This window comes from endosymbiont GvMRE of Glomus versiforme (assembly GCF_003546845.1).
The window spans coordinates 358,926-383,555 of record NZ_NWVA01000002.1 but is presented as its reverse complement, the minus strand read 5'-3'; the positions used below and the strand labels follow the sequence as shown (position 1 = coordinate 383,555).

Below are 24,630 nucleotides of genomic sequence, written 5' to 3'. Positions count from 1 at the left end.
TATTATTTTGGCTTAGTATAATAGCATAGTAAGTTTACTTACGAAGCGTTATTTAAGAATTGGAGTTGGTTATAGTCAAACGTTGACGTTTCTCATGAGATAACAAAACCCCTAAATGTCAACCACCTAATTAGTTAAAGAATAATAGATAACAGACATTCTTTAACTATCCTGATTTCAAACGTCAAAAAATGACAAACAAAAAATTCTCCAAATTCTCATCACCAAAAATCAACTAAAATCTCTGTATGCATTATTGTCCCCGTGTTGTATACAACAAAAAAAGCCCTTCAGGCATTCACCCAATCTCTAAAAAGAAAACTATAGAAATTAGTCGACAATTGCTATATTTACCCATATGCCAACAAAAACGAATTACACTCAATCTGAAATAAAAGAAGCCTATTCCCTTGTCACCCAAGACTTATTTACCCGCCTAATAAAAGCCAAAACTAATGAAACTGTTCAAATCGGAACACTAGGTTCCTTTGGTTCTCTAAAAAAGACTGAAGGGCAAACTACTAGTTATTTAAAAAAGCCTCGTGGTCAAGCTTATGTCTTTTATCGCTTTAAATTCACTCCTAGTAGCAAACTTAAACAAGCCCTCAATCAAGCCTTAGAAAAGAAATATAATCGCTAAATATGTTAAACCAACAAAAAAAAGCAACTTCTTCTCAAACCAGCCCATACTCTGCTAAATGAAAATGAGAAAAAAGACATGTATTGCTAATAGTGGCCTTAGTCCTTTGTGTTTTATGATATTTCATTCCAAAACTGAAAACTTCTCCTGTGCTACAAAAAGGCATTACTCACTTGTCAACGATTGGTGGTTTACTCTTTGCAGCTGATTCAGTAATTAAACTAGCCCAATAACATGGTAAAACTTAATAATCAAGCTTTTAATCAGCCCAATAGCCAGCAAAATAGCTTTAACCAAAATAGTCAGTTTACTGATAATCAAAGCCAAAATCAAAGCCAATTTACTGAACAAAGCCAGCAAACCCAGCCCCCAACCCAAAAAGGTCTCTTTCAAATTCCAGAAAAGTTTCTCCAACTCATTCCCTGAATCCCAGTTGGTTTAGAAATGTTAACCGGACAAAAGATACCACCTGTAGGAGTATTAGCCGACATTTTAAGTGGAGTTCAACAGTTGCAATTTACACAACAGCAAATCCTTAATAGACAACAACAACTCTGAACTAAATTAGAAAGCTTAGAAAATAATGCCTCCCAGCAATTTACTAACCTTATTTCCCAAGTCCAAAATATTCAATCACTGCGGTTAACTCATTCCAAAGAACACAAAGCTATTGAATACAATAACCCTAACCCTCGTTTGCCTACTGAAGAAGAAACCTACTAATATGTTCAACCTTGACACTCAACCTCTAATAAATAAAATCACTGAATTCACCTATTCCCAAAAGCAAAGCCAACAAGAAATCATTGCCCTTTTAAAACAAAATAACTCACTCCTGTCCCAAATCCTCACCAAATTAGAAAAATAATATGCCCCAAATAGAAAATCAAGAAAACCTTAAAAATCCCTCCCTTAATGTCCGTCGGGGAGAAATCCTCTATCGGGAAGACATTAAAACCTCCTTTGCCTATGCCATAGTCGGCGTTTCGGTCATTGCCGTTTTAGCCAGCGTTGGTTATTTAGCTATTGTCCAATTGAAAAAATAAAAAACCATGAACAACGAAGAATCAACATTAAAATCTTGAGCCACTGGTAAACTAGCCATGTTTGCGATTGGATTAGCCGTCGGATACTTTATCTATAACTCCGGCTTAATCCAAAAAGTAACTGGTAAATTATTTGCCAAGAAAGAAGATTAGAAAAACTTAAAAACTTGCCACCTGTCCTTAAACTCCTCTAAACTACTATGAATAATCCTGAACTAATCCATCAAGCCAACGAAGAACTAATCACTAAAGTATTACAACAACTCCTCCAAGAAAAGCCTCAACTGCTCGCTAGTGTCACTTGCCAATGTCACCTAATTGACCCTAATAAAATGCGTATCCTGCTCTGAAAAGACACTAAAGAGGGCCAAACCATTTACATTCTTAAAGTTGCTGAACAAAAATTTGTCGGCACTGAACGCTTAGATAAAAGAGGAGCAGTTTACTGAAAGTTTAGGGAGATGTATGAGAGTGAAAGTCCCAAGGAGCCTGCTAATCAAACAAAGCCTGCCCCGGAAACTAAGCCCACTCCTAAGCCTAACTATAAACCAGAACCTTACTGAACTCCTTATGCCCAAGAAAACAAACCTTTAAATCCTAATCTTGCTAACGCAACTGATAAAGCAGTTAAGTTTCAAGAGCGACAAGCCAAAGCCCAACAATTGCAGAACCAGCAAGCAACTCCAGAACAGCCTCCAGAAATAAAAGAAAGTTATGCTAATAATTCAGAACCAACCAACACTAACAGTGCCTAATAATCTTAATGAATTAACCAGTAGTTTAAAATCCTTGGCTCCTCAACATTCTGAAACTGCCCAACTAATCACTTATGCTCTAATAGCCACCGCAATCGTGGGAATATTTGTTTACCATTATATCAGAAAACAGGAGACTAATAACTAATGACTTGAGGATTACCTGATTTCAAAGGAGCTTTAAGCAACTTTTATGATGAAAAAATAAAACCCACTATTGAAACCAAAAGCACTGAATATAAAGAACTCTTAAAAGAAAACTTTGCCCGGGGAGCCAACACTCAGCAAGCTATTATTGCCATACTTTTAGCAGTCTTTCTGCTTTTAGCCTTAGCCTACTTTTGGCAAGATAATCCCAAAGGTATTCAATGAAAATACTTAGTATTAGGAGGATTAGTGGGTTATTTAGTGCCTTATGTAGTGAGTTTGAAACCACAAGAATTTGAGCAAAAGTTGTTTGAAGTTAAAAAATAAAATATGCCTAGATATATCCTTGATGGTGAGTTAGATATTGAGCATTTAATTTCTGCTCGTGATTTTCTTGCTGAAGCTCTCCAAGAAGCTGAAACTAAATTAGAGATTGCCGGCACAATTCAAGCCTTTGAAGTCTGTTATGAGTTAACTTGAAAAACTTTAAAAAAAGTTCTTTTCGCTTATGGCGTTGAAGCTTCCAGTGCTCGCGAAACTTTTCGTTTAGCAGCTCAGCAAGGATGAATTTCCAACCCGAAAACTTGATTTGTTTATCTGAAAAAAAGAAATATCACTGTCCACGAATATCAAGAACAAATCATGGAAAAAGTTTATCCTGTTTTGCCTCAATTTCTCAAAAACCTTAACTCTCTAATTAAAAAATTAGAAAAACTCTAATATATGCCAACCCTTCAAATGAATACTCAAGATTATCTTATCATTCAAAAAATCTTGGCACAGTATCCTTGCTACTTTTATGCTTATGGATCCCGAATAAAAGGAACTGCTAAAAAGTTTTCTGATTTAGACCTTTGCTACAAAGAAGATATTCCTGCTGAAATTATTTGCCGAGTTGAAGAAGAATTCACTGAATCAGACTTACCTTTTGTAGTAGAATTAGTGAAATGAGATGATATGCGTCCTGCCTTTCAAAGAAAAATCAAAAAAGACTTAACTTTAATTTTCCCTCCTCTTACTTCTCTACAACTTACTAAATAATAATGAAACCAACTCTCACTATTCCTATAATTATCCTCTGTATTAACTGCCAACAAACTATCACCCAACAAGACCTAACTCAATCCAATTTCCTAATCATTCTCCCTAGCTTCATTATCCAACATCAAGCCTGTCCGCTAGTGAAAACTAACCCTTATCCTAAATGTGGCTTTAGCTACCTTAAAGACATTACCTGCAATCCAAAATAACTAAATCATGAATAAATATCAAATACTTAAATATGCCATAATTGGCTTAACAATTACTTCCCGTGCTACTTCTGCTTATGCAACCTTTACCCAAGATTATCGTTATGAAATTGGTTCTCAACTTAGCCAACAAGCTAGTCAAACCCTTATCAGTTATGGCAATCAAACCTGACAAAAAGAATTAAGTCAACAAAAGCCTCCTAATCTCACTTACCAACCTGAATCAGAATGAACCCTAATAAATTATGAAGACAAAGTCTCCTGTTTATTTTAGCATAAAAGAAATATGAAAAACCTTAAATACTTAGCCTTAGGCATAGTAGCAGGATTACTAATCCCTTATGCTATAGCCTTTTATAAAAGCAAAAAAGAAGACCCCATTACTTTCCGCCACACTTACGAAGAAAATAACGAACAAAATGAATATTAAAGAAAGCAAAATAACCTATATTGCAATCGGAGTAATCGCTGGCCTTGCCATTGCTTACGCCTGAAATAAATGAAAATCTAAATAATATGCCAAATAAATACTTTATCTGATTCACTATTTGCCTGATAGCGGGCTTTTACTTTCGCCATTGAGTTCACACTGGAGCAGGACAGTTTAGACAATTGAACCATTATTTAGGAGGGGGTTGATAATGTCCACCGGAAGTTTAATCTTTTGTAGTTTACTAGCAGTAGCTTGTGGGTTCCTAATCCAACAAACAGTAGAAACTCTCCTCAATACTTCTCTAACCCTGTTGCCATTTAATATTAAAACTGTTAGATAAAATTGCTGGGAGATAAAAACTAGACCTTTGAACGATATATAGCATACAAGCCCTAGCTTCCTAGTTAGCTTTCTCCCAGCAATCAAGCTGGGGAGTAAAAAATTAGTTTAGCATTTCTTTATGCGACGTTTTAATCCAGGCCTAATTTGGGATTACTAAAAAATTATTTTCATTATACTGGTTTCCTAATTCTCCCTCTCCCCAGCAAAAAAAAAATTAACACAATAGCCAATATTGTTAACTTTTTAGCCTGAAATTAACCAAAAACAGTCTCTAAGTTAACAAAAGCCCTTTTTCCTCCTTCCCACTAAGTTAACATTTCCTAGTTAACAAATTCACTATGAAAAAACAAACCGAACAAGTTTTAACCCTTTCCCAATTATCCACTCTCTGCCAAACTCCTTCTCACCTCTCTCTCCCCAAAAGAACCGATAAAGTTAAAGAAGTAATCCTTTTAATGGGCTATCTTGGTCTCCGAGTCAGTGAAGCCATCAACTTCACCTGAAAAACTAAACTCGTAGAAGATAAGCCTGCTTTTGTAGTCTACGGCAAAGGCCAAAAAGAACGTTTAGTTTTTAACCTGCTGAATAACCCTTACATTGCCCTAAAAAGCCAAAAAAAAGAACCTGACCAGTGAACTAAAATCTCCCGCATAGCTATTTGAAAATATCTCCAAAAGCAGTCCCAAAAATTAAACCTGTCCTGAAAGATTACTCCCCACACTCTCCGTCGTTCTTTTGCTTCTATTCTCCATTATGATTTTCACTTAGAGCCTCCTGCTATCCAACAACTCCTTGGTCACTCCCAGTTTCAAACCACTGAACGCTATTTAAAAAAAGACACTCGTTTTCTGCTCAACAGTCTCCAACGCAAAGGATTTTTGTGCTAATCTAAAAAGCACTAAAAGAAAAAAATTATGTTCCCAACAAAAATAAAAGAATCAAAAATAACTTACCTCGCTATCGGAATAATTGCCGGTCTTGCTCTTGCTTACGCTTACACTAAATGAATTAAAAAAGACTAATGCCAAAAGTAAACCAACCCAAGCTTAAAAACTCTCGCTCCCAACCCAAACGTCTCACTGCTGAAGAAGTCCAAGAACAATTCTGGGATGAAGTCGAAGAACAATCCAAGCAAAGAGTTTATGAAGTCCTTAACCAAAATATCCCGCTTCACAATGTCAATTTAATCAAAGATAACTGAAATGTTGGTGGCATCAAAAAAATCGACGCTCTCAGCAAAAAGGTGGGTTTTCTGCCCGACAAAGACACTGATTTTCGGGTTATTCTTCGCGATGAGATTCCTAGTTATCTCAACGATGACGAAGAATTTCAAGAAAGAATAACTACTGGAAACTGAGATGCTGCTGAGGTAGATTATGCTGCTCAACTAGTGACTTTTCATTACCTCTTAGTGGTAATTAAAGGCATCAATGGAAGTCTCCAAGCTTATGATTGCTATGACCCTTCTTACCTCGAAAACTTAACTGAAAACTAAAACTATGCCTCAAATAAAAAAAACCAAACCAAAAACTGCTCGCCAGGCAGTAAAAAAGAAAATCACCAAAAAAGTCTCCACTGCCCTAGTTAGAGCCAAACCAACCAAAAACCCTGCCGCTTACTTTCAATGCATGTCTGCTTGCTGCCAAAAAGGAATCAAACCTAAAAAAATCACTCAAGTAGCCCATGAATGTAAAACCAATGCCCTAGCCCTTAATGCTAAAATGTCCCAAGCTCGAGCCAAAGCAGCCCGAAAAATCAAAGATGGCTATGAACAATTAGGCAAAGGTTTAAGCGAATTTATTAAATCTAAATAGAACTATGGATAAAAAAAAACTTGTTTGAACTGCGGCAGCCTTAGCAGTAACTGGACTGGTTGCTTATGTTATTCTTCATAACTGTAAAAAGGAATGTTTTATTTGCCGATATAGTGGACCATTTCAAGGAATTGCTTTTTTAGGGAGTGGTGTTCTGGGTGTTACTTTTAAAATTGTTTGAGAAGTTTAATATGATTGATTGCTGTGAATTAGCCGCCCAGAATGGCAAATTAGCTTTGCAAATTGCCTGAGGAGCTTTTGGGGTTATCACTTTTTTATTAGCCATGTTTTTCGGTTATAATCTTAAACTCAGTGCTCGCACCGCTAGTTTAGAAAAGAAAAACGGTTCAGAACAAAAACAACTTGATGCCCTTAAAGCCAAAATAGAAAAACTAGAAAAAACTGCTAATCCAAATGCCTAAAACTTGCCTCTTTTGCCACAAGAAATACGTCTTCCCTAGTCCCTGAATTGATATTTGCTGAACTTGCTATTTAAAACAAACTCGAAAATAATATGACTATTATCCTGATAATCTTGCTGATATTGCTAGTAATTTACCTTTATTACCGAAACACTAATGCTCCTAAACCTCCTGAAACTAAGCCTTGAAAAGAAGACCTAGATGCCTTGCAAGAGCAAATTAATGAATTAAAAAACGCCAAAAATGATGACTAAACAAGCCCACCAAAAAGAACTCCAAGAGAAAGTGAAGCCGGGAATCAAACCTAGCCAACTCAAACGCAGCAAAAGCTCAGGAGATATTCCTCTGGTTCCCACGCCTACTCCTCTCAAAAGAACTGCTTCGCAACCTGCCCTGAAACAGCCTAATTTAGCTAAGCAAATAGAGCAACTAAAGCAAGAATTAGTTTTTAGTCAGCAAACCGCACAAAACTATCTCACTAATCTCCAAAAAGCCATTGCTGAATTAGACCAAAAAGAGCAACAGTTAGATTCGGTAAATCAGGATTGATTAACCTTAGCCCAGAAACAAATTGATAACTTAAAAAAAGACCCTAATGTTCGTATCACTGAACTACAGCAAGAATTAGAACAAACCATTGAAGATGCTACTCAAGAAATTACCCGCCAAGAAACGGAAAATAAGCAATTAAGAACTAAACTTAACCAAGCCTCCCAGAAAAATCAAGACCTAAATCAGCAAGTAAAAGATTACCAAAGAGCTGCTGAATTAAGGATAAATAATCCTAAGAAAATTAAAGAAACTAATTCTTGGTGAGATTATGCCCCCCCTTATTTTGCTCGCCGCAGTTTATTTACTAGCTGCCTGATTAACCCGAAAGGAAAAATATTATGACTAAATACAAACTCGAAGAATTTAAAACCTGATTAGAAGAAAAACCCGAAAGGAAAGAAAACTTAGATAATCAACCAACCGAGGTTATGTCTAATTGCCGAAACTGAGAAACAGTATTAAAAATTCTTGCTCTAAGTCCTCAAAACTTTGAAAAGTTTTTAGTCAACAAATTTGCCACTCATAAAGATTATATTCCTTTTTGGCAAGTAACTTTAAAATGAAAACAAGAAGTAGACCAGAGAGAGAGAGAGAGAGAGAGAGAGAGAGAGCAAGAAGGAGGAAACCACTAATATGGTAAATGCCCAACAATGATTACAAGAAAATTTTCCTACTCCAGAAAGCAAAAAAGCCGTAAAGATTTTAGCCATTAGAGATGGTGGCGGGATACCAATGGACACCGGTTTAACTAGTGAAGAAATTAATATGGTTAATTTAACCGGAGAAATGGATCTTAATGATTTCCCTAATTTGGAAAAGTTTGTTTTATCAGGTGCCATTGGTCAAAAAGTAACCTTAATCAAATCTGAAAAACTTACTAAACTAACCCAAATTCACTTAAATAACTGTCCTGAACTTACTTTTGCTGATTTTAGTCATTGTTCAGAATTGTGTTGAATCTTGGTGCGAAATTGTCCTAAATTGAAGCTCTTTACTTTCTTAGATTCTTGGAAGCAAGAAATCCAAAACCTAAAAACCCAGTTAGCAGAATATGAAAACCAAGAAAACAATGCTAGTATGCCCGGTTCTTGAAATGAAACCACTAGTGACCCCAGTGAACCCTTAAACACCAAAATCCAACGCAAAAAACAAGAATTAGCCAATGTGCGAGATAATACTCGTCAACCTACTAAGCATTTAAGAAAAGAAATTGAACTCTTAGAAAAAATCCAAACCCTAGAAAATAAAGTTAGTGAACAGGAAACTAAGGAGACTAGTTATCAGCAACAAATCCAGCAAAAAGAAGCCCAAATAAATGCTAAACAAACTGAAATCAACCGTCTAAATGAAGCCAAAACTAATGCAGAAACTAACCTAAATAATACTATTACTGGCTTAAATAGGCAAATAGAAAACTTAAAAAAAACCAACCAGCAAGAAAAGGATAAACTCACTCAGGAATTAACTAATTTACGCACTAATAGTGAACAAACTATTACTAATTTACAGCAAGAAATCACCCAGTTAACTAATACTTCTAAGCGAGAAAAAGAAGCCCTACAAAAGCAAGTAAATCAACTCCAAATTGACCTGACAGCTAAAACTGAAGCTGAAAAACAATTACAAGAGCAAAAAACTGCTTTGGAAAAACAAATTAAAGAATTGGAGAAAAGTAAAAAACTTGCTGAAGAAAAACTCTTAAAAGAAAGACAGGAAGCATTTCAAGAATGGGAAAAAGAAAAGACTAATTTAGAGCAGCAAATAATTAAATTGAACACTGAACACACTCGCATCCTGGAAGAAAACAAACTTACTCACAGCCAAGAAATAGCCCAACAAGAACAAAAACTTAAAGACACCGAAGCCACCCTTGCCCAGAAAATTAAAGAACTAGAAACTACCCTCAAAGCCAAAGGAGAAGAACTTTCCAACCAAACCACTGAATTCACTACCCAAAAAAACCAAACTAATGAACAATTACTAGCCAATCAAACTGAACTAACCCGCAAACAAAAAGAACTCACCAAACTACGCTTAGAAATAGTTAGTTTACAAAGCCAACTAAAGAAAGTTAAAGTAAAGCCCAAGCCCAATAAATTGCCTGCCAAAACTGAACCAATTAATCCTTGATTACTAGGAACTATTTTAGTGATAGTAATTGCCTTGTTTTTGCTATTGAATAGGAGAAAAGAATAATTATGACTAATCCATTTGACAAAGTTAATCCTAAAAAAGTCATGAAGGAATGACTTAGCGAGCAATACGAAAAACGTATTAAACAACCTATTGCTAAAAAAACCGAAGAGTTAGAAAATCAAGTTAGCCAGCAAATCAATACCTATTCGCAAAAAGCTCAAGAAACTGCTTACAAGCCAGTAGATTACTACAAAAAACAAGAACCATTTTATCGCGGATTATTCTGAATTGCTGTAGCTTTGCTACTGATACTTTGGATTTTAAGTGGGAGTTAAATTATGCCTAAACTAAAATTAACATATAAAAAAATGCTAAAAAAAGAAGTTGATTACAGTTATTATCCTCTAAAAAAATCAATAACAGTTAATGGAATTTCAATTAAAGAAATATACATTGACCCCTATTGACAAAAGCATAAAAAAGAGGGTATTAGTGAAGAATTAATTATCAAACTAGCAAAATTATTAGACAAAAAAAGAGCTGAATCAGGAAAAAGATATGACCACTGAGTATATTTTGCTAGTGAACCATTATTCTATCGCAATAAAGCCTATTGTTTAGTATGATGTCTAGAAGACAGTAAAAATTACTTAGAGGTAATCGACTGCTATCGAGAAAGCAATTATGAAAAAAAGAAACGAAAAAATAAGTATGAAAGTAAATAAAAAAAAAAGCCCTCCAAAAAAGGTAGTAGAAAGTATTCGTAAAGAAATGACCAACCCTAATTTTCCCTACAAGAATATTTGCTTAATGCCTAATGCTAGCCCTTTGGAAAAGAATAAACATGATATTTGTCAAAAAATATTAACTTACAAACAAGACAATAAACTAACCACAGAGAAGATTGCCAAAAGTATTCAATTAACTATTCCGGAAACTGAAGATATCTTCTTTGGACGAATTGATAAATTTACTTTGGACAGACTGATTACTTATGCTACTAACCTTGGAATAATTTTACAATTAACAGAAACTAAACATTCTTCTCACTCTCCTACTACTAGAACTAAGCCCTTTCGACCCATTTTTACTGCTTCTCGAAAACATTAATAAATAACTTATCAAAGATTTTTATGAAGTTGAAAATAAAATTATAAATATGAAAAATATTGAAACCAACCTTAGCGACACACACACACACACACAAAATAAGAGTTTGCTTTTCCTGGAAAGGAGGCGGCAAATGTCTGAACTAGAAAACCTTAAATCCCTCGAAAAATACGACCAATGAAAAAAAACTAAAAAACGCCGTAAAAACTATATTGCCCTTATCGCTAGTTTAATAGGCTTTTTGATTGCTCTCCTGATAACTTGGTTGATTTTAAGAGTTAGCCCAAAGGACAATTGAACCTTAACTAAAGCTACTTTTGCCAGCGAAGATAAAATATTAGGATATATTCCTAAAATCGAAGAAATAGATAATAAACTCAAAAAAAGTATTGCTTCTAAACCTTTAAACTTCCTTTCCAAAAAAGTTGAAGAAGACACTGCCAAAGAAGTTTCAAAAGGAAACTTTGGTGCTATCGTTTCAGCAATCAGAACTTACTCGATTATTTTGATAGTGATTTGATTTTTGGTCTTGTTATTGATTTGGTGAGTTTTTTATTTCCTTGCTCGATGAATTATTTCTCGTTTTATTTGAAAAGAACCTAGTTTGTATGAGCAAAGGATTGATTAAAATTAACCATTTTAATTTCAATATTTTAAAGAAGTTTTTTTGACTTGCATCGTGTTTTATCAATTAATTTTCTATATCAAATAAATTTACTTTGTCCTCTTACTTTCTTTTATTTCCCTTTACTAATCACTTCCTTTTACTATTTGCAAATCCATTCAATTCGCTTCACTTTTAAAACAACAAAACAAAAACAAACGAAATAATAATATGGTATTTAACTGAAAACAATTTGGTCTTGGAATATTAGAAACAGGACTTGGTATGCTTCCGGGAGGTAAACTAGCAAAAAAAGCCTTTAAGGGATTGCAAAGAGCCACCGGAATGGCTAAAGATTTACTTAATACAGGAGAGAATAATTTCAGCGAATTTGCCAACCAATTCGGCGACTACAAAAAAGGTGCTGACAAAAGAATGGGTGATATGGAAAAAGGACTAAAAGGCATGGGAGACCGAGTAGGTGGCTTAGAAGTAGGAATGCAAGGAATGGGTAATCGCATGGACAACCTGGAAGGAGAAATGAAAGGTCTTGGTGACCGCACCGGAACCCTAGAACAAGGCATGGGAACTTTAAAAGAAGGCTTGGATTCCGTGCGTTCTGACTTAGAAGGGGTAAAATCAGACATTCAAACCCAAGGCAGAGAACTAAAACAGGCTATGGGAGAAATGAAATCCGAACTTGAAGACCAAATTGAACAACAATCCCAAGAATTTAATCAAAAACTCCAACAACAAGACACCAAATTCACCCAAGAAATTAACCGTATCGACTCTGAGATTGCCAACCTTAGCGGTGAACTAAAGCAGCAGAAAATAGAACTCAAAGCTGAAATCCAGCAAAAAAATGAAGAAACTAAGCGGCAATTACGCCAAGAAATGGAGCAACAAAGAGAACAGTTAGAAAATGCTATTAGCCAAGTAGTACAAGCCCAAAAGAAAGTCAATGAAGCCGTTCAGGAACACCTTAATGAATTAGACGAACGCATGGACAAAGTAGAAAAGAAAACTATCGAAAACGCCCGCAAAATCTTTGAAGAAAAACTAGAACGAGAAAGAAAAGACGAAGAACTAGCCGATGCCATTAAAACTACTAACAGTAAATTAGAGAATTTAGAACAAGAAAAGCAAGACTTATCTGATGATTTCAGCAAATATAAAGGAGAAATTAACCAACAAACCGCCCAAACCCAACAAGACCTAGAAAGCCTTGAAACTGAATACACTCGCCAAACTAAAATACTTAACGAAAAAATTGCCGATAATCAAGACAGATTAGATGATTATGAGGAAGAACAACAAAATATTAAACTATCCCAAAAGAAACTTGACGTAGAATTCCGTGAAATGCTTGAAGAAGTAGACACCCATACCGAACTAATCAATGAACAAACCACTAAACTAGAATTCGTTGCCCGTGGCATGGAAGAAATTGCTGAAGAAACCCACGAAAGAATAAATAAACTTCACCGAGAAATATTCGACCTTGAGGAACAGACCGAAGAAGCTTTGTTTACTGCCAAAAAAGCAGTCAGGAAAGTCGATAACTTAACCGAAGAACTCCAAAAAGAAAGGGAACGAATCCAAGAACTAGAGCAACAAATTGAGAAAAACAAGCAAGAAACGAAAAAAGTTAAACAAGAAGCCCGCTGAGCCAATGAAAGAATTGACAACCTGATAAAATCACAACAACTTTCCGATTTTACTGAGCAGGAACCAGCTCTTAATAAACTCCAAAAAACCCTCCAACTAAAAGCTGATGAAGCCAAACTATTAGCCCAATTAAACATTTTACAGCAATCCCAAACCACACTTACCGAAGAATTAGCCGAACGAGAATGAAAAGTAGGAGTTAAAGAAGGCACAGAAATCCAAATACCTCACCCAGAAGGAATGCCTTTAAATCCTGATTCTCGTTGAGCGAAAACTTTTACTCCGGAACAACTAAGAGAATGAGGCTGAGATACTAGACTATTAGGAGATAATGAAACTGCTCCTTTAACTGACCCAGAAAAGAGAAAACCAGAAACCATCCAATCAGGAACGCAAAAAGAGGACAGAACAGAACCAGAATTAGAAGCCGAAATTTACCAACAAATAGAAAGCACCAAAAGTCAACTTTTAGAACAATTAGCCGAAATTCAAGAACAAATTAAGCAAAATGTTTCCACTGTTGAAGAAATGGCCGAAGAAGAAGAAAAAAGCACAACTTCTAAGCCATCAAAAGCAGGAAATCCAAGCCAATCAGCCTCCGCAAAAATAATTCCTCAACAAATCCAAGCCAAACAACAAAAACTTGCTCAATTTAAGCAAGAATTAAGTCAAACTCAACCTAATAACAGCCAATCCCAAACTATTCAGGAAAACATTAGCCAATTAGAAGCAGAATTAACAAAAGAAGAGTTAGAATACGAACTCCAACAAACTGAACAACAAATAACTGAAAACCAACAAGAAATCTTAGAACAAGAATGAGAAGAAATTCAGGAAATCCAAGAAGAAGTTTTAGAAGAAGCCCCTGCTCCTGAACTACCTCCCGTGGCTAAGTTAATGGAAGAAGCCGCCCAAGCTGCCGAAGCCGCTGCTGACTCTTCTTCAGAATCTTCTGCAGCACAGCAGAACCAAATGACTTTATTTATGCTTTACCTGATTATTTTTCTCATGGAATATATTGTCTATAAGCGGAATGGCTTGCCTGGTTTAGTTATTCTGAACATATGCTTAGCCATTGCTTACTATAAAAAAGACCAAATTCTTGAATATCAACATTTATGGGAGAATTACTTCCTCATAATTGGTTATGTCATGGGTAATGTTCTTGCTTACTCTGCCCCAGAACAGGAAAAATACAAAATGCCTAGTGTAATTGGATTTAATGCCATTATTGCTCTCCTTTATGCTTATACTTGGTACCAAAAACGCCAAATTAACCAAGCTTCTCAAAAAGAACTAACTAGAATTCAAGAAGAAACCATCCAAAAAATCCAAGCACAAAACCAAAACTACGAAGCAGAAAGCAAGAAAGTAGAACAAGAATACACTCAAAAACAACAAACAATTATTGAAAAGATAGAACAACAACAAAAACCTAAACAAGAACAAAGAAAACTAGAAGCAGAATTGGAACAAACTCTAAAAGAAACACAAGAAACCGAGAACACTCACCAAAAAGAACAAGCCCAAGAGAAAATCAACCAAATTAAACAATCTCTAGCACAAATCAAAAAAAATCCCCTTACTTCTGCTGTGGATATTGACCTCTTAGAAGCAAGGGAGTCCGGCATCAAATCCGAATGAGAAAGAATCAAAGGCTGGTTGAAATCAATTATCCCTAGAAATCAAGAAACCAACACTCTCCAAAAAATATCTTTTGTCATTGAAAATCTTCCTTTAACCGAAGAAGAAGCCAACATTTTAAGCAATTTACACCTAACTCCAGAACAAGTTTTTGCTATTAGTTGTCAAGCGGAAAGAGTAAAATATCACACCAACGAGTTAAAAGAAAACTACCACCAACTAACCAACTTCCAAAAACTTAAACTGCTCAATTCCGGATTAGAAGCATTAGGCTTAAAAACCCTAGAAAACAAGTATACATTAGCCAGAATTCAGCAACAAATCGCCCAAGAACACCAGAACTTCACCTTAACTACTAAAGAAAAAGAAAACATTCTTCGTTTATTAATCACCACTCTAAATTTAACTGAAAATCAACGAAACTCTCTAGAAGAAATGGGAGTAAGTTTCTTTAATGCTTCTAACTGGCAAGTAAGTGAAGAACAAAAAGATAATTTACTTAAATTTGGCTTAGAAAGAGCGAAATTAACCGAGGAACAAGAGATAAAACTAGCCACTTTACACCCTGATGCTTTTAAAACTTTTGCTTTTAGCGAGAAACAAAAGACTATTCTCCAAAGTTTAGCTTCTTTAACTAAAGAGTATAAATATTCTCAACTAGCCCTAGAATTAGTGCGTTCTTTAAGCCTAAAAAACAGTAGTTTATCATTTTTTGTTAATCAAGAAATAATTCCTGACCCTAATACTGCTTTTGGAGAAACTAAAAGCCCTTATTTGCCTTTAAAAACAAAATTCCTCCAAGGAGAACAGAAAATCTTAAAAAAGCAACAAGAAGAGAAAGAAAAACAAGCCAATCAAGAACAAATCCAGGCTGATAAATTATCGATAATAACTTCCCTGTTGAAATGATATAAAGAAACTGATGAAACACAATTTAACTTAACTTTGGACAACTATGTTGAAATTGGAACACTTAAAGGCTGACAGCGTGATATCTTACTTACTTGTGGCTTAAAAACAATTCCTAAGTATAATTTCTTTGAATTGCTAGTATTTGCCGTGGAGACATTTACTGAGCAAACTTTTGCGGAATCCTTAGAAGAAAATAACTGGCTAGAAGAATACTACCAAGAATACTTAAACTCTCTGGCTAATCAGGAAATATCTATCAACAAAATTATCTGAGAAAAATATGCTTCTAGTCGCAGTCCAAAAGAAAAAGAAATCCTGGCTAACCTTAATTTAGAAGAAATAGTAAACGAACAAATTAACCGACGCTTAAATACCTATCAGCCAGTAGAGGATAAAAACTGAGAGAAATGAAAAGATATTAGTTTGGATTTCACGGCTAAATTAGTTAAAGAATGGAAAAATAACTCTTTTTCTTATGAAACTGCTAAAGAATGAATTGACATTGGCTTAAAACCCGAAGAAAGCAACTATGCTAAATGGCTAAGAGACATAATTGAATTAACCCCTGAGCAAGTATTAAATGAAAGTGATAGTGAAGAATTAAGGAAAAAATATCAGGAATGACAGCAAGAAAATCAACCCAGCAAGCCTACTTCTTCTACTTCTCGCTATGATGACCTGTTTGCTAATCTAAACCAAGAAGAAGCCGAACACCAAAAAAAGAAAAAAAGCCGTGAAGAAACCCGCAAAAAACTTGATGAGCAACAATTCTCCCGCCGACAAGCCAATCTCTCTGAGAAGGATCGCAAACTAAAAGAAGAAGTAGAAAAAAGACAACGCGAAAGAGAATTAGAAGCCCAAGAAGAAGAAAAAAAACGGCAACTTCGCGAAGCTCGTGATAAAGAATTAGCCGAACAGGAAGAAAAACGTTTAGCAGCCAAAACCGAACAATTAGAACGCAATAAAAAACTTGCTGAGGATGCCTTAGCAGTTAAGAAAAAAGAAGTCGAATTAGAAGAAAAAAAGAAACGTGAACAAATCGAAAAACTTGAAAAAGCCAACCAACTCGAGCAAGAACGCTTAAAAAAACAAGCCAAACTACTCGAAGAAGAAACTAAGAAAAAACTGGAAGCCATCGCTCTTGAAGATGAAGAACAACGACAGAAAATTCTTAAAGAAGCCGAGCAAAGAAAGGCTTATTTAGAAGAAGAAATGCTTCAAGAACGCCGAAAACACGAACGTGAATTAATGGTTAAACAACAGCAAGCGGAAAGAGAAAGACAAGAAAAAGAGCAAGAAATCCGCAAGTTAGCCGAAGAAGCAGAATTAGCTGAAAGAAACTTCCAAGAATCTCAAAAGCAATTAGAACAAGAAAGAATAGCTCGCCAAAAACAAGAACAAAATTTAAGGCAAGAAAAAGCCCAAAGATTTGCTTTAAGTGAGGTTCACGACAAAGCTATGAGGTATATTCTAGGTTATTGTCCTTCCAGCACGGAGTTTCCTAATTGCGTGCAAGGAGTTTCTTGGCAAACTAAACCAAGTGATTATTTATACAACATTGAAGAATTATTGGCTATGGGAGCCAGAATCAATATTAGCAGACTTGATGCTTCCGAAACCGGAGATAGCAGACGAATTTCAGTAGCCACTGGTCGAATGTCAATTTACCCCTATGGCAAACAATTAACTGCCATTGCTACTTTTTTGGGAGATAGGTTTTATAACGAGGCTGGTTTAAAAGGAGCGATTAAAGAGAAAATTAACGATCCGAATTTATTCTTCAATTAAGTTGTCATTTTCTTGCTCAGACAAATTGGCCTCTTTTCAAATAAACCGAGAAACAATCCACTTAATTAAGTAATAAAATCCTGCTCATAAAGCCGCAAGCATTAAAAATCAAATCCCTATAACTAAAAATGAATAAGTTTTACTCCTTGATTTACTCCACTAATATTACCAGTTAGCACATCTTTCACTGCTTCTTCTTCGAGTTTTTTACGAGCCCACGGAAAAATAAGTTTGCCTACTAGTGCTTTTCCAAGTTTATTACTCATGGCTTCTAGTTGTGGAAAATAGGTAATTAGTTTTTCATTGCTAGCGAAGATACTTTTTAGTGATAATCAAATATCACCAATACTTATTCCTAATAAGAGCCAAGTGATTAAGTAAGCTAAAAGTAAGCCAACTGTTCACGATATAACGCTAATTCAGCGTTTTCGACTTTTTTGTTGTTTTTCCTTATCTACCATGCTAAACCTCCTTTACAGAGAGAGAGAGAGAGAGAGAGCATTAATTACTTCCTCCTTTTGGTGGTTGGATAATTTGAGCTTGCAATTGTTGACTTTGCTGATATTCTCTAAAATGCTTCCTTAAATCCACTAAATTAATACTATTATCATTTAAAACTTGTTCGGGAGTTAACTGTAATTCATCACGTAAATAAGCATAAAATTCAGGTTCTTTGGTGGCTTGCTCTTGGTCATTTAGGGAATGAATATTTATTCAGTCACGGGTTTGTTCATAAGTAAAGTTATAGTTTTGCCAAGATTGGATTAGTTGAGGAGTGAAACTGGAGTGGATGCTAGTTCAGTTTTGTCTTGCTAATAAATCAATTGTTGTTGATTGACCTTCTTCCAAATTTAACTTCTCTATCTTAGCAGGGATTTCTAAGTCAATTTGCCTAGTATCTTGACAAGATGATGATTGAAGACTTTTTGATTTAGTTAATTCACTCTTGATTGATAAAAATTCTCTTATCTTTTCAGCATTTATTTTTTTGCTTAGCCCTGGCTTAATACTTTCTAATTCTTTGATAAACTCTTCTTGAGTTTCTGGAATAGTTTCAAAGAATGTTTCTAGTTTTTCTTCTCTCATTTTCTGCTTATCTTTAGAAAATAAACTTTTGCTCTGTAATTTGCTCTTAAGTGAACTAGTCAATTGTTCTAAAATAAACTCTTCACTAATGCAATTAATATCTAACTCAAGATCCTTAGAAGCAAACAAAAAGTCGCTAATTCTCCTAGTATTTATAAGTTTGCTGTGTCTCGATGCATCAGGATGAACTTCGTATTGAGGAATTTCAATGTTATCAAACGATTCTCTTTTTCTTCACAATTCCAAAAGCTGTAAAGATAACTTAGGAAGCTTAGTGGCAATAAGTTTTATAATTTCTGTAAATTCTCATGTTGATATTCTAAGTAAAACTGAATCAACCAACCCTTTCAACTCTTTTGCAGTTGGTCGCTTTGATGGATTAGTATCCCAACATTCTTTAATTAGATCTTTTAGCATTTGTGGCATCACTTTAACGTTATCTATATTTGGTCGCAGACCGCTACATATTTTTAAAGCCAAATCACTATCATGAGGTAATTCTTTATAACTATTTGTTCTTTCATCATAAGTTACGTAAGGAGGCAAATCTGTAATTATTTCCGTAGCTATTATACCAAAAGAATAAATATCACTAGCTTGAGTATATTCTTCTTTTCTGCTTAAAACTTCTGGTGCTACATAAGGCATTACTCCGTAAATTTGTTCATCATCCTTTTCATCAACTGGCTTACACAATCCAAAATCAGTAATAAAGCATGTATCATCATTATAATTTAAAATATTTCCTGGATGCAAGTCTCGGTGAATTAATCCTTGTTCATGAATGGCATCTAATCCTCCGAGGATAAAGTATAATCTTCTAGCCTTTGGACCTATTCTGTCAAAGATGTCTAAACTGTTGTCTCTATCCACATTTATCAAAATTTCTCTCAGATTACCTTTATCCATGTAATCCATTACCATCACATAGTTGCCATCAGTATCTTGGGAAATACCATAAAGTGACAAAATAAATTCACTACTACATACCTTGTGATTGGCAACTTCTCGTAAAAAACTAGTCGTTACATTTTTTGAATCATTTAAAACCTTTAAGACAATTTCTTTGTTTTCTTCTCTTTCTCACTTACTGTTTTTGATATTTCACTCTTTAATTGGTCCATCTTTTCATTTAGCCTTGTATACTTTACCAAAACCTCCTTTACCTAAAATTTTGTTATTTCCCCGTTCATCTTTTTCAATTTCAAATTGCTCGTAAGGAATTCATTCTAATATTTCTCCTGAGTTGGTTACTTCTAACTGAGATTCTCGGATAAATTTATTGATTTCCTGATTACCACTAGTTCATTTAGCTTCTTGAAAATGCTTGGATCTACAAGGCTTACATCAAACCCCTTCTTTTGTATAGGGCAAATCTTCTTCAATAATGCTTTTTTTATAAGCTCAAGTGTTAGGTTGATTACACTCTAGGCACAATCCACCTTCTTTATATCTTTTCCTTAGTTCTTTATTTGGTATTAGTCTCTTGATTAATTTCTTTTGTTCAGAAGTCAACTCGCTATGATCAAATTCTTCTAATTGCTCAATTACTTCTGCACTAAGTTCATACATGTTTTCTTTTCTTAATTCTTTTTCTCTATGTTTTTCATACTCTTTTCTATATTTTTTTTTATTGGCATCGGAAGGATTATAACCCCTTTGTTTTAAATAATCAGCGTATTTTCATTCATTAATCTTTAAACCTTCTCTGGTTCATTCTTCAAATTCTTGTTCATTAAATTCTTTTTTCCCCCAATTTTCTCTATGTTTTTTTCAACTTCGAAGTTTTTTTTGGACAAAATCTTTTTCTTCTTGGTTGTCTTTTCGTTCTCTTTCGAAATAATTAGAAATAGTCTTTACTTTAGAATTTTCCCTAAGATTTGATGAAAAATAAAATTCTTCAAGGCTATCAGGCAAATATTCTAATCCTTTGTTAATATCAGTATTAGAGATATCGAGTTTTTTTAATTTTGTTAAATTTTTCAAAGGTTCGAGAGAGCCATGAAATCTGTTTAATTTTAATGTCTTGTTTTTTGTTGCTACACCAAAGCGTTCTCCTAAAATTAATTCCTCTAAATTAGTGAAATGAGAAAAAAGATTTAAGTCACAAATGACGTTGTTGGAAGACAAACCTAGCACCCTTAATTTCTCAGGATTGGTCAGTTGTTGTAAAAAATTAATGTCTGATATCTGGTTAGAGGGCATTTGCAACTCTTCCAAATTAATAAAATCGGATAAATTTAAAGTGCCGGTTAATTTTTCATGACTAAGGTCTAATTTTTTTATTTCTTTCCTCTTCTCAAGAGGGTAAAAATAATCTACTCATTCTTGAGCATCTCTTTGATTCTTAAATTTATCAGCGAATTGTTGAGGAGTACAACCTTTTTCTTTTAAATGAGTAGCAAGGTTCGCTTTTTTAGAAACTATACCAGCTTTTAGTCAGGATTTAGCTTCTCGAGGGGTGAAATTATTGTCTTTTCATTGTTTAACTTCATTGTAGTCGCTTAATTCAAATCCTGCCGAGATTCACTGCTTGGTTTCTTGATGGGAAATATCTGTTTCTTCTCAGAGTTGTTGGTAGGTTTTGACTAAAAAAGCATTTGCTTCAGAAAAACCAGAATGAATACTAGTTCAAAGTTTGTTGTATTCTTCTTTTAAAGATTTAGCACCACCTTTTTGTTTAACTTCTTGCAGAGTTAAATGTTTTTCATCTTTTAATCAAGCACAGAAAGCTCAATCACTAGCTTCAAATTTTTCTCCTAAAATTTCTTTTCATTCTTTGACAACTTGGTAGTCAAAACCATGATTTTTTCAAAGATCTTGATAGTGTTCATCTTTGAAATCTTCGTGAATTTCTCCCCATCTTTTTGCTTCTAAGTTAATTTTGTTTAAATCTTGTGGTTTATATTTGTTATTTTTTAAATAGCCAGCAAAATCGGCATCATGAGGAGTTAAACCAGAAGCAATCCATTCTTTGACTTCTTCGTAAGGAAGATATGGCTTTTTATTAGAAGTATAAGTTCAACTTTCTCATTTTTCTCGTAATTCAGGAGTAAAATCTGGATGAATCTCTTTTCAATTTCTAGCATACAAATTGCCGTTAAAGTCAAACAAAGAACTTGATTTTAATTGTTCTTCAACTGTTTTTACTTTACTTTCAGGTCTTTCTTGACTTGAACATCAAATTTTTTTGACATTTTTTGGCAAATGTTTAATGCTTCCTTCTATATCAGTATCACTAATATCTAATTTTTTTAACTTCAAACAATTATTTAAGTTTAAAGAAGTTAGTTGGTTATCATAACAATTTAATTCCTCTAAATTAACAAAATCAGATAAGTCTAAATGCCCTTGGAGATTTTTGTTACAAATATTTAATCCAGTTATTTCTTTTCTTTTTTCTTTGGGATAAAAGCAATCTAAATATCTTTGAGCATAGCTTTTTTCTTGAAAAGCAGTAGCTGGAGTATAATTATTTTTTTTTAAATAAACTGCGAATTCATAGCCATTTTTAGTTAAACCTATATCCATTCAAGATTTAACTTCTTGGGGAGTGAAATTAGAGTTTTTTCACTCCTTAACCTTCCTATAATCGTTTGGTTTAAATCCACTTCGACTTCATTCTTGAAATTGCTGGGTATTAATACCTATTTCTTTTCATTCTTTAACTGTTCAATAATCATCTGGTTCAAATCCAACTGGAATTCATTCTTGAGCATCTTGGTAAGTAAAGCCTTCTTCTTCTCACTTTTGTTGGTAGGTTTTACCTTTTCAGGTTTCTTCAGTAAAATAAGGGTGAATGAAATTCCAATCATTAGTATTTTTCAAATATTCTTCTTTTAATTCATTTAATCTGCTATCATTAGGAAAAGAAACAAGGTCATAACCCTCATCTAATAAAAATTTAGCAAGATGTACGCTGTTTTTATTTAAACCTTTATTTAGTCACTGTTGGACTTCTTCGATGGTAAAATTTTGGTCTTTTCATTCCTCAGCCATTTTGTAATCTTTTGGTGTAAAACCATTATCTATCAAAAACTTGGTTTTTTGATAGTCAAAACCATTTCTCGTTCAAGTAAATGCTCAACCTGATTTAAAATCTTCATGAATATTTCCTCATTCTTGATATAGTTTTTCTAAGTATTCTTTAAATTCTTTTCTTAATTCTTCAGCATTTAAGTTTAATCCAAAAGATCTATTCTGTATGTTTATTAGTCATCAAGCAATATCAAATTCTTTTTCACTTGGAGTAAAACCAACACCTATTCATTGTTTAGCTTGTTCATAATTAAATCCTTTGTCTTCTCAATCTTTTTGTAATTCAGGAGTAAAATCAACATGCATGTCTTTCCAATCTTTATTATTTTCCATAATATAATATTTTAGTATACCACCAATTAAAAACCTCCTTATTTCTAGGAGGCTACTTTCTCCTAAAAATAAAATCAATATGTTTCATTTCCAGAGAGAGAGAGAGAGAGAGAGAGAGAGTAATTTTGCCCACAACTCTGTTAACCAAGGCAATGGCTTAGAATTATTGCGTTCTTTGCCCACTAATTCAACCAAACTAGTCTTCTTTGACCCCCAATATGAAATAGCAAATAAAGTTTCTCGCATCAAAAACTGACCTTTAATTTATCAAACTTCCCAGCAAATCAACCAGTTTTTAAAAGAAATAGCCAGAGTATTAAAGCCCAGCGGGTTCTGTTTACTGTGAATTAATAAAACTTTGCCGATTACTGGGCAGTTTTTAACTTGATTAAAGCATGTTTCTAACTTAAAGATGGTGGACTTATTAATGTGAAATAAGCCTCATTTTGGCTTTGGTAGTTATTTCCGGAATCAGACAGAGTTTGCTTTGCTTTTACAGAAATATCCTTTGAATAGCAGGTTGTTTAAAGATAAGTCTTTTGGAAATGTTTGAACTGAAAACAGTTTGTCCACTAATCAAAGAAACCACCCTCATCAAAAGCCTAAAGAGTTAATTAAGGCTTTGATTGAAGCCACCACTGAACAAGGAGACTTAATTATTGACCCTTGTGCCGGCTCCTTTGTGGTTTTAGAGGCTTGTCAAGAAACTAATAGGAAATTTATAGGCTGTGATTTAACTTATAGCGAAATGGAGGAGTTTTTTAGGAAAACAAAAAGACCTAGTTTCCAGGCTTCAGAAACAGTTTGCTTAAATTGTTTTGAGTTTGTTTAGTTTTCTATATATAGTTTACTGGGGAGTTATATATAGTTTTTTTTTGGTATACCATAAAATATACTTATAGGTAAAAAAACCATGGTTAAACTTAAAGGCTCTCATACGCGTGTAAATATCTTGTTACTAGTGCCAGATTTTTTTTTGTGTTAAGAAGAAGATTTTCCCATTAACTAATGAATATGATAACATTATATTTCTATATTTAAAATAATAATTTATTGTATACTATTTATACTTGTTACTGTGTCTCTCCTTTATTAATTGAATAACTGGTTCTCATAAGTCAATTTCAAAAGTGTTTTTTTTACTTTGAACTACCATGGCTATTCTTTCTAGTCCCCCGCCGACGTCTACACACTTTTCTTTTAAGGGCAAATCATTATCTCCCTGATGGTAAAATTCCGGAAAGACAATATTACAGATTTCCAAAAACCTTTTATTATCCAAATCAGCAGCGTTTTTTGGTATATCCTGGTTAGTTTGAAAATCATAATAAATTTCGGTGTTATAGCCCCAAGGACTGTTATCTCCTCCCATGTCTCAAACATTAGTTTTCTTTGAGCCGTAAAGAATGTGTTCACGGAGAATGCCTTTTTGTTCTTTTCAAAATTTATAAGTATCAGCATCTTGTTGGTAAACAGTAATAAATAATCTTTCTGGTGCTAGCCCTAACCATTCTGGGGAAGTAAAAAATTCCCAAAAATAAGGAATGGTTTCTTGCTTAAACTTTCCTCCAATGGAAAAAACTCCTAACATTTCAAAAAGCGTTTGGTGATAAGAATATTGATTGATATTAGTTAAATCGTCGGTGCGAATTACTCTTTGACAATTAACTAAATTACGAGAAGGAGCCAAAGAAGGATTACTAAAATATTTTTTTAAAGTAGCTACTCCGGAATTAATTCACAAAAGTGAAGGGTCGTTTTGGGGGACCAAAGAAACTGGTTCAAGCAAGTAATAACCTTTTTGCTGAAAAAAACTTAGTCATTTTTTTCTAACTTCATTGGTGGAGATAACGCTTTTACGGGAATTTTTTTTGGTCATATGATATTTTTTAACCACAAAAGTTAAA

At 34.1% G+C, this 24,630-nt stretch carries 33 protein-coding genes; 30 read left to right on the top strand and 3 right to left on the bottom strand.

The genetic code is table 4. The features are described 5' to 3' along the window. The first annotated feature begins 358 nt into the window (after positions 1-358). The 29 genes from GvMRE_RS05680 (at position 359) to GvMRE_RS05570 (ending at position 17,266) form a co-directional block, all read left to right on the top strand. Positions 359-640, top strand: a complete 282-nt coding sequence (locus tag GvMRE_RS05680; RefSeq protein WP_147409897.1) for a hypothetical protein — start codon at positions 359-361, stop codon at positions 638-640. A gap of 2 nt (positions 641-642) precedes the next feature. Further along, positions 643-873: a hypothetical protein gene (locus GvMRE_RS05675; protein WP_147410283.1), complete on the top strand. Its 231-nt coding sequence runs from the start codon at positions 643-645 to the stop codon at positions 871-873. Between the two features lies 1 nt (position 874). Further along, positions 875-1,363, top strand: a complete 489-nt coding sequence (locus GvMRE_RS05670; protein WP_147410282.1) for a hypothetical protein — start codon at positions 875-877, stop codon at positions 1,361-1,363. Position 1,364: 1 nt separating this feature from the next. Continuing rightward, on the top strand, positions 1,365-1,508 hold the full coding sequence (locus GvMRE_RS13590) for a hypothetical protein (protein WP_172575283.1): 144 nt from the start codon (positions 1,365-1,367) through the stop codon (positions 1,506-1,508). 1 nt (position 1,509) lies between these two features. Then, positions 1,510-1,686: a hypothetical protein gene (locus tag GvMRE_RS13585; protein ID WP_172575236.1), complete on the top strand. Its 177-nt coding sequence runs from the start codon at positions 1,510-1,512 to the stop codon at positions 1,684-1,686. A gap of 6 nt (positions 1,687-1,692) precedes the next feature. Then, positions 1,693-1,839, top strand: coding sequence for a hypothetical protein (locus GvMRE_RS13580; protein ID WP_172575237.1), 147 nt, complete (start codon positions 1,693-1,695; stop codon positions 1,837-1,839). Between the two features lie 47 nt (positions 1,840-1,886). Next, positions 1,887-2,441, top strand: a complete 555-nt coding sequence (locus GvMRE_RS05665; RefSeq protein WP_147410281.1) for a hypothetical protein — start codon at positions 1,887-1,889, stop codon at positions 2,439-2,441. Continuing rightward, positions 2,434-2,589 (top strand): hypothetical protein, encoded by a 156-nt coding sequence (locus GvMRE_RS05660; RefSeq protein WP_216361623.1) that lies wholly within the window; start codon positions 2,434-2,436, stop codon positions 2,587-2,589. The genes GvMRE_RS05665 and GvMRE_RS05660 overlap by 8 nt, the downstream gene beginning before the upstream one ends. Continuing rightward, a complete protein-coding gene (locus tag GvMRE_RS05655; protein WP_147410279.1) occupies positions 2,589-2,915 on the top strand; it encodes a hypothetical protein in 327 nt (108 codons plus the stop codon). Before GvMRE_RS05660 ends, GvMRE_RS05655 begins: the two co-directional genes overlap by 1 nt. Before the next feature lie 3 nt (positions 2,916-2,918). Further along, positions 2,919-3,308 (top strand): HI0074 family nucleotidyltransferase substrate-binding subunit, encoded by a 390-nt coding sequence (locus tag GvMRE_RS05650; protein ID WP_147410278.1) that lies wholly within the window; start codon positions 2,919-2,921, stop codon positions 3,306-3,308. Positions 3,309-3,311: 3 nt separating this feature from the next. Beyond that, a complete protein-coding gene (locus tag GvMRE_RS05645; protein ID WP_147410277.1) occupies positions 3,312-3,629 on the top strand; it encodes a nucleotidyltransferase family protein in 318 nt (105 codons plus the stop codon). A gap of 2 nt (positions 3,630-3,631) precedes the next feature. Further along, positions 3,632-3,838, top strand: coding sequence for a hypothetical protein (locus tag GvMRE_RS05640; RefSeq protein ID WP_147410276.1), 207 nt, complete (start codon positions 3,632-3,634; stop codon positions 3,836-3,838). A gap of 7 nt (positions 3,839-3,845) precedes the next feature. Further along, a complete protein-coding gene (locus GvMRE_RS05635) occupies positions 3,846-4,112 on the top strand; it encodes a hypothetical protein (RefSeq protein ID WP_147410275.1) in 267 nt (88 codons plus the stop codon). Between the two features lie 12 nt (positions 4,113-4,124). Next, complete coding sequence (locus GvMRE_RS13575; RefSeq protein ID WP_172575282.1) at positions 4,125-4,268, top strand: hypothetical protein; 144 nt, start codon at positions 4,125-4,127, stop codon at positions 4,266-4,268. Between the two features lie 86 nt (positions 4,269-4,354). Then, on the top strand, positions 4,355-4,480 hold the full coding sequence (locus tag GvMRE_RS14340) for a hypothetical protein (protein WP_281267950.1): 126 nt from the start codon (positions 4,355-4,357) through the stop codon (positions 4,478-4,480). A gap of 471 nt (positions 4,481-4,951) precedes the next feature. Next, entirely contained in the window at positions 4,952-5,500 is a 549-nt protein-coding gene (locus GvMRE_RS05630) for a tyrosine-type recombinase/integrase (protein WP_147410274.1), read from the top strand. 134 nt (positions 5,501-5,634) lie between these two features. Next, the gene (locus tag GvMRE_RS05625) at positions 5,635-6,108 is read left to right on the top strand and encodes a hypothetical protein (protein WP_147410273.1); all 474 of its coding nucleotides are present in this window, start codon (positions 5,635-5,637) and stop codon (positions 6,106-6,108) included. 4 nt (positions 6,109-6,112) lie between these two features. Next, entirely contained in the window at positions 6,113-6,427 is a 315-nt protein-coding gene (locus tag GvMRE_RS05620; RefSeq protein WP_147410272.1) for a hypothetical protein, read from the top strand. Between the two features lie 4 nt (positions 6,428-6,431). Beyond that, complete coding sequence (locus GvMRE_RS05615) at positions 6,432-6,617, top strand: hypothetical protein (protein WP_147410271.1); 186 nt, start codon at positions 6,432-6,434, stop codon at positions 6,615-6,617. A 1-nt stretch (position 6,618) separates the two neighbouring features. Continuing rightward, positions 6,619-6,849, top strand: a complete 231-nt coding sequence (locus GvMRE_RS05610) for a hypothetical protein (RefSeq protein WP_147410270.1) — start codon at positions 6,619-6,621, stop codon at positions 6,847-6,849. A 92-nt stretch (positions 6,850-6,941) separates the two neighbouring features. Then, a complete protein-coding gene (locus GvMRE_RS13570) occupies positions 6,942-7,103 on the top strand; it encodes a hypothetical protein (RefSeq protein ID WP_172575281.1) in 162 nt (53 codons plus the stop codon). Next, positions 7,093-7,779, top strand: coding sequence for a hypothetical protein (locus tag GvMRE_RS05605; RefSeq protein ID WP_147410269.1), 687 nt, complete (start codon positions 7,093-7,095; stop codon positions 7,777-7,779). Before GvMRE_RS13570 ends, GvMRE_RS05605 begins: the two co-directional genes overlap by 11 nt. Continuing rightward, positions 7,740-8,033 (top strand): hypothetical protein, encoded by a 294-nt coding sequence (locus tag GvMRE_RS05600; RefSeq protein WP_147410268.1) that lies wholly within the window; start codon positions 7,740-7,742, stop codon positions 8,031-8,033. Before GvMRE_RS05605 ends, GvMRE_RS05600 begins: the two co-directional genes overlap by 40 nt. 1 nt (position 8,034) lies before the next feature. Then, entirely contained in the window at positions 8,035-9,597 is a 1,563-nt protein-coding gene (locus GvMRE_RS05595) for a coiled-coil domain-containing protein (RefSeq protein WP_147410267.1), read from the top strand. A gap of 2 nt (positions 9,598-9,599) precedes the next feature. Next, positions 9,600-9,872 carry a hypothetical protein gene (locus GvMRE_RS05590; protein ID WP_147410266.1) on the top strand — a complete coding sequence of 91 codons (273 nt, stop codon included), beginning with the start codon at positions 9,600-9,602 and terminating at the stop codon, positions 9,870-9,872. Positions 9,873-9,905: 33 nt separating this feature from the next. Continuing rightward, on the top strand, positions 9,906-10,262 hold the full coding sequence (locus GvMRE_RS05585; RefSeq protein WP_147410265.1) for a hypothetical protein: 357 nt from the start codon (positions 9,906-9,908) through the stop codon (positions 10,260-10,262). Next, on the top strand, positions 10,249-10,647 hold the full coding sequence (locus GvMRE_RS05580) for a helix-turn-helix domain-containing protein (protein WP_147410264.1): 399 nt from the start codon (positions 10,249-10,251) through the stop codon (positions 10,645-10,647). Before GvMRE_RS05585 ends, GvMRE_RS05580 begins: the two co-directional genes overlap by 14 nt. Before the next feature lie 49 nt (positions 10,648-10,696). Next, entirely contained in the window at positions 10,697-11,275 is a 579-nt protein-coding gene (locus GvMRE_RS05575) for a hypothetical protein (RefSeq protein WP_147410263.1), read from the top strand. Positions 11,276-11,482: 207 nt separating this feature from the next. Then, positions 11,483-17,266, top strand: coding sequence for a coiled-coil domain-containing protein (locus GvMRE_RS05570; RefSeq protein WP_147410262.1), 5,784 nt, complete (start codon positions 11,483-11,485; stop codon positions 17,264-17,266). A 122-nt stretch (positions 17,267-17,388) separates the two neighbouring features. Here GvMRE_RS05570 and GvMRE_RS05565 read toward each other — a convergent pair whose 3' ends face one another. Further along, positions 17,389-17,727, bottom strand: a complete 339-nt coding sequence (locus tag GvMRE_RS05565) for a hypothetical protein (protein WP_147410261.1) — start codon at positions 17,725-17,727, stop codon at positions 17,389-17,391. A 40-nt stretch (positions 17,728-17,767) separates the two neighbouring features. Further along, positions 17,768-22,723 carry a protein kinase domain-containing protein gene (locus GvMRE_RS05560; protein WP_172575280.1) on the bottom strand — a complete coding sequence of 1,652 codons (4,956 nt, stop codon included), beginning with the start codon at positions 22,721-22,723 and terminating at the stop codon, positions 17,768-17,770. A gap of 79 nt (positions 22,724-22,802) precedes the next feature. On the opposite strand from GvMRE_RS05560, the gene GvMRE_RS05555 reads away from it, so the two are divergent. Then, entirely contained in the window at positions 22,803-23,555 is a 753-nt protein-coding gene (locus GvMRE_RS05555; RefSeq protein WP_147410259.1) for a DNA-methyltransferase, read from the top strand. A 228-nt stretch (positions 23,556-23,783) separates the two neighbouring features. On the opposite strand, the gene GvMRE_RS05550 is transcribed toward GvMRE_RS05555, so the two are convergent. Continuing rightward, positions 23,784-24,602: an alanine--tRNA ligase-related protein gene (locus GvMRE_RS05550; protein WP_147410258.1), complete on the bottom strand. Its 819-nt coding sequence runs from the start codon at positions 24,600-24,602 to the stop codon at positions 23,784-23,786. Positions 24,603-24,630: the final 28 nt, after the last annotated feature.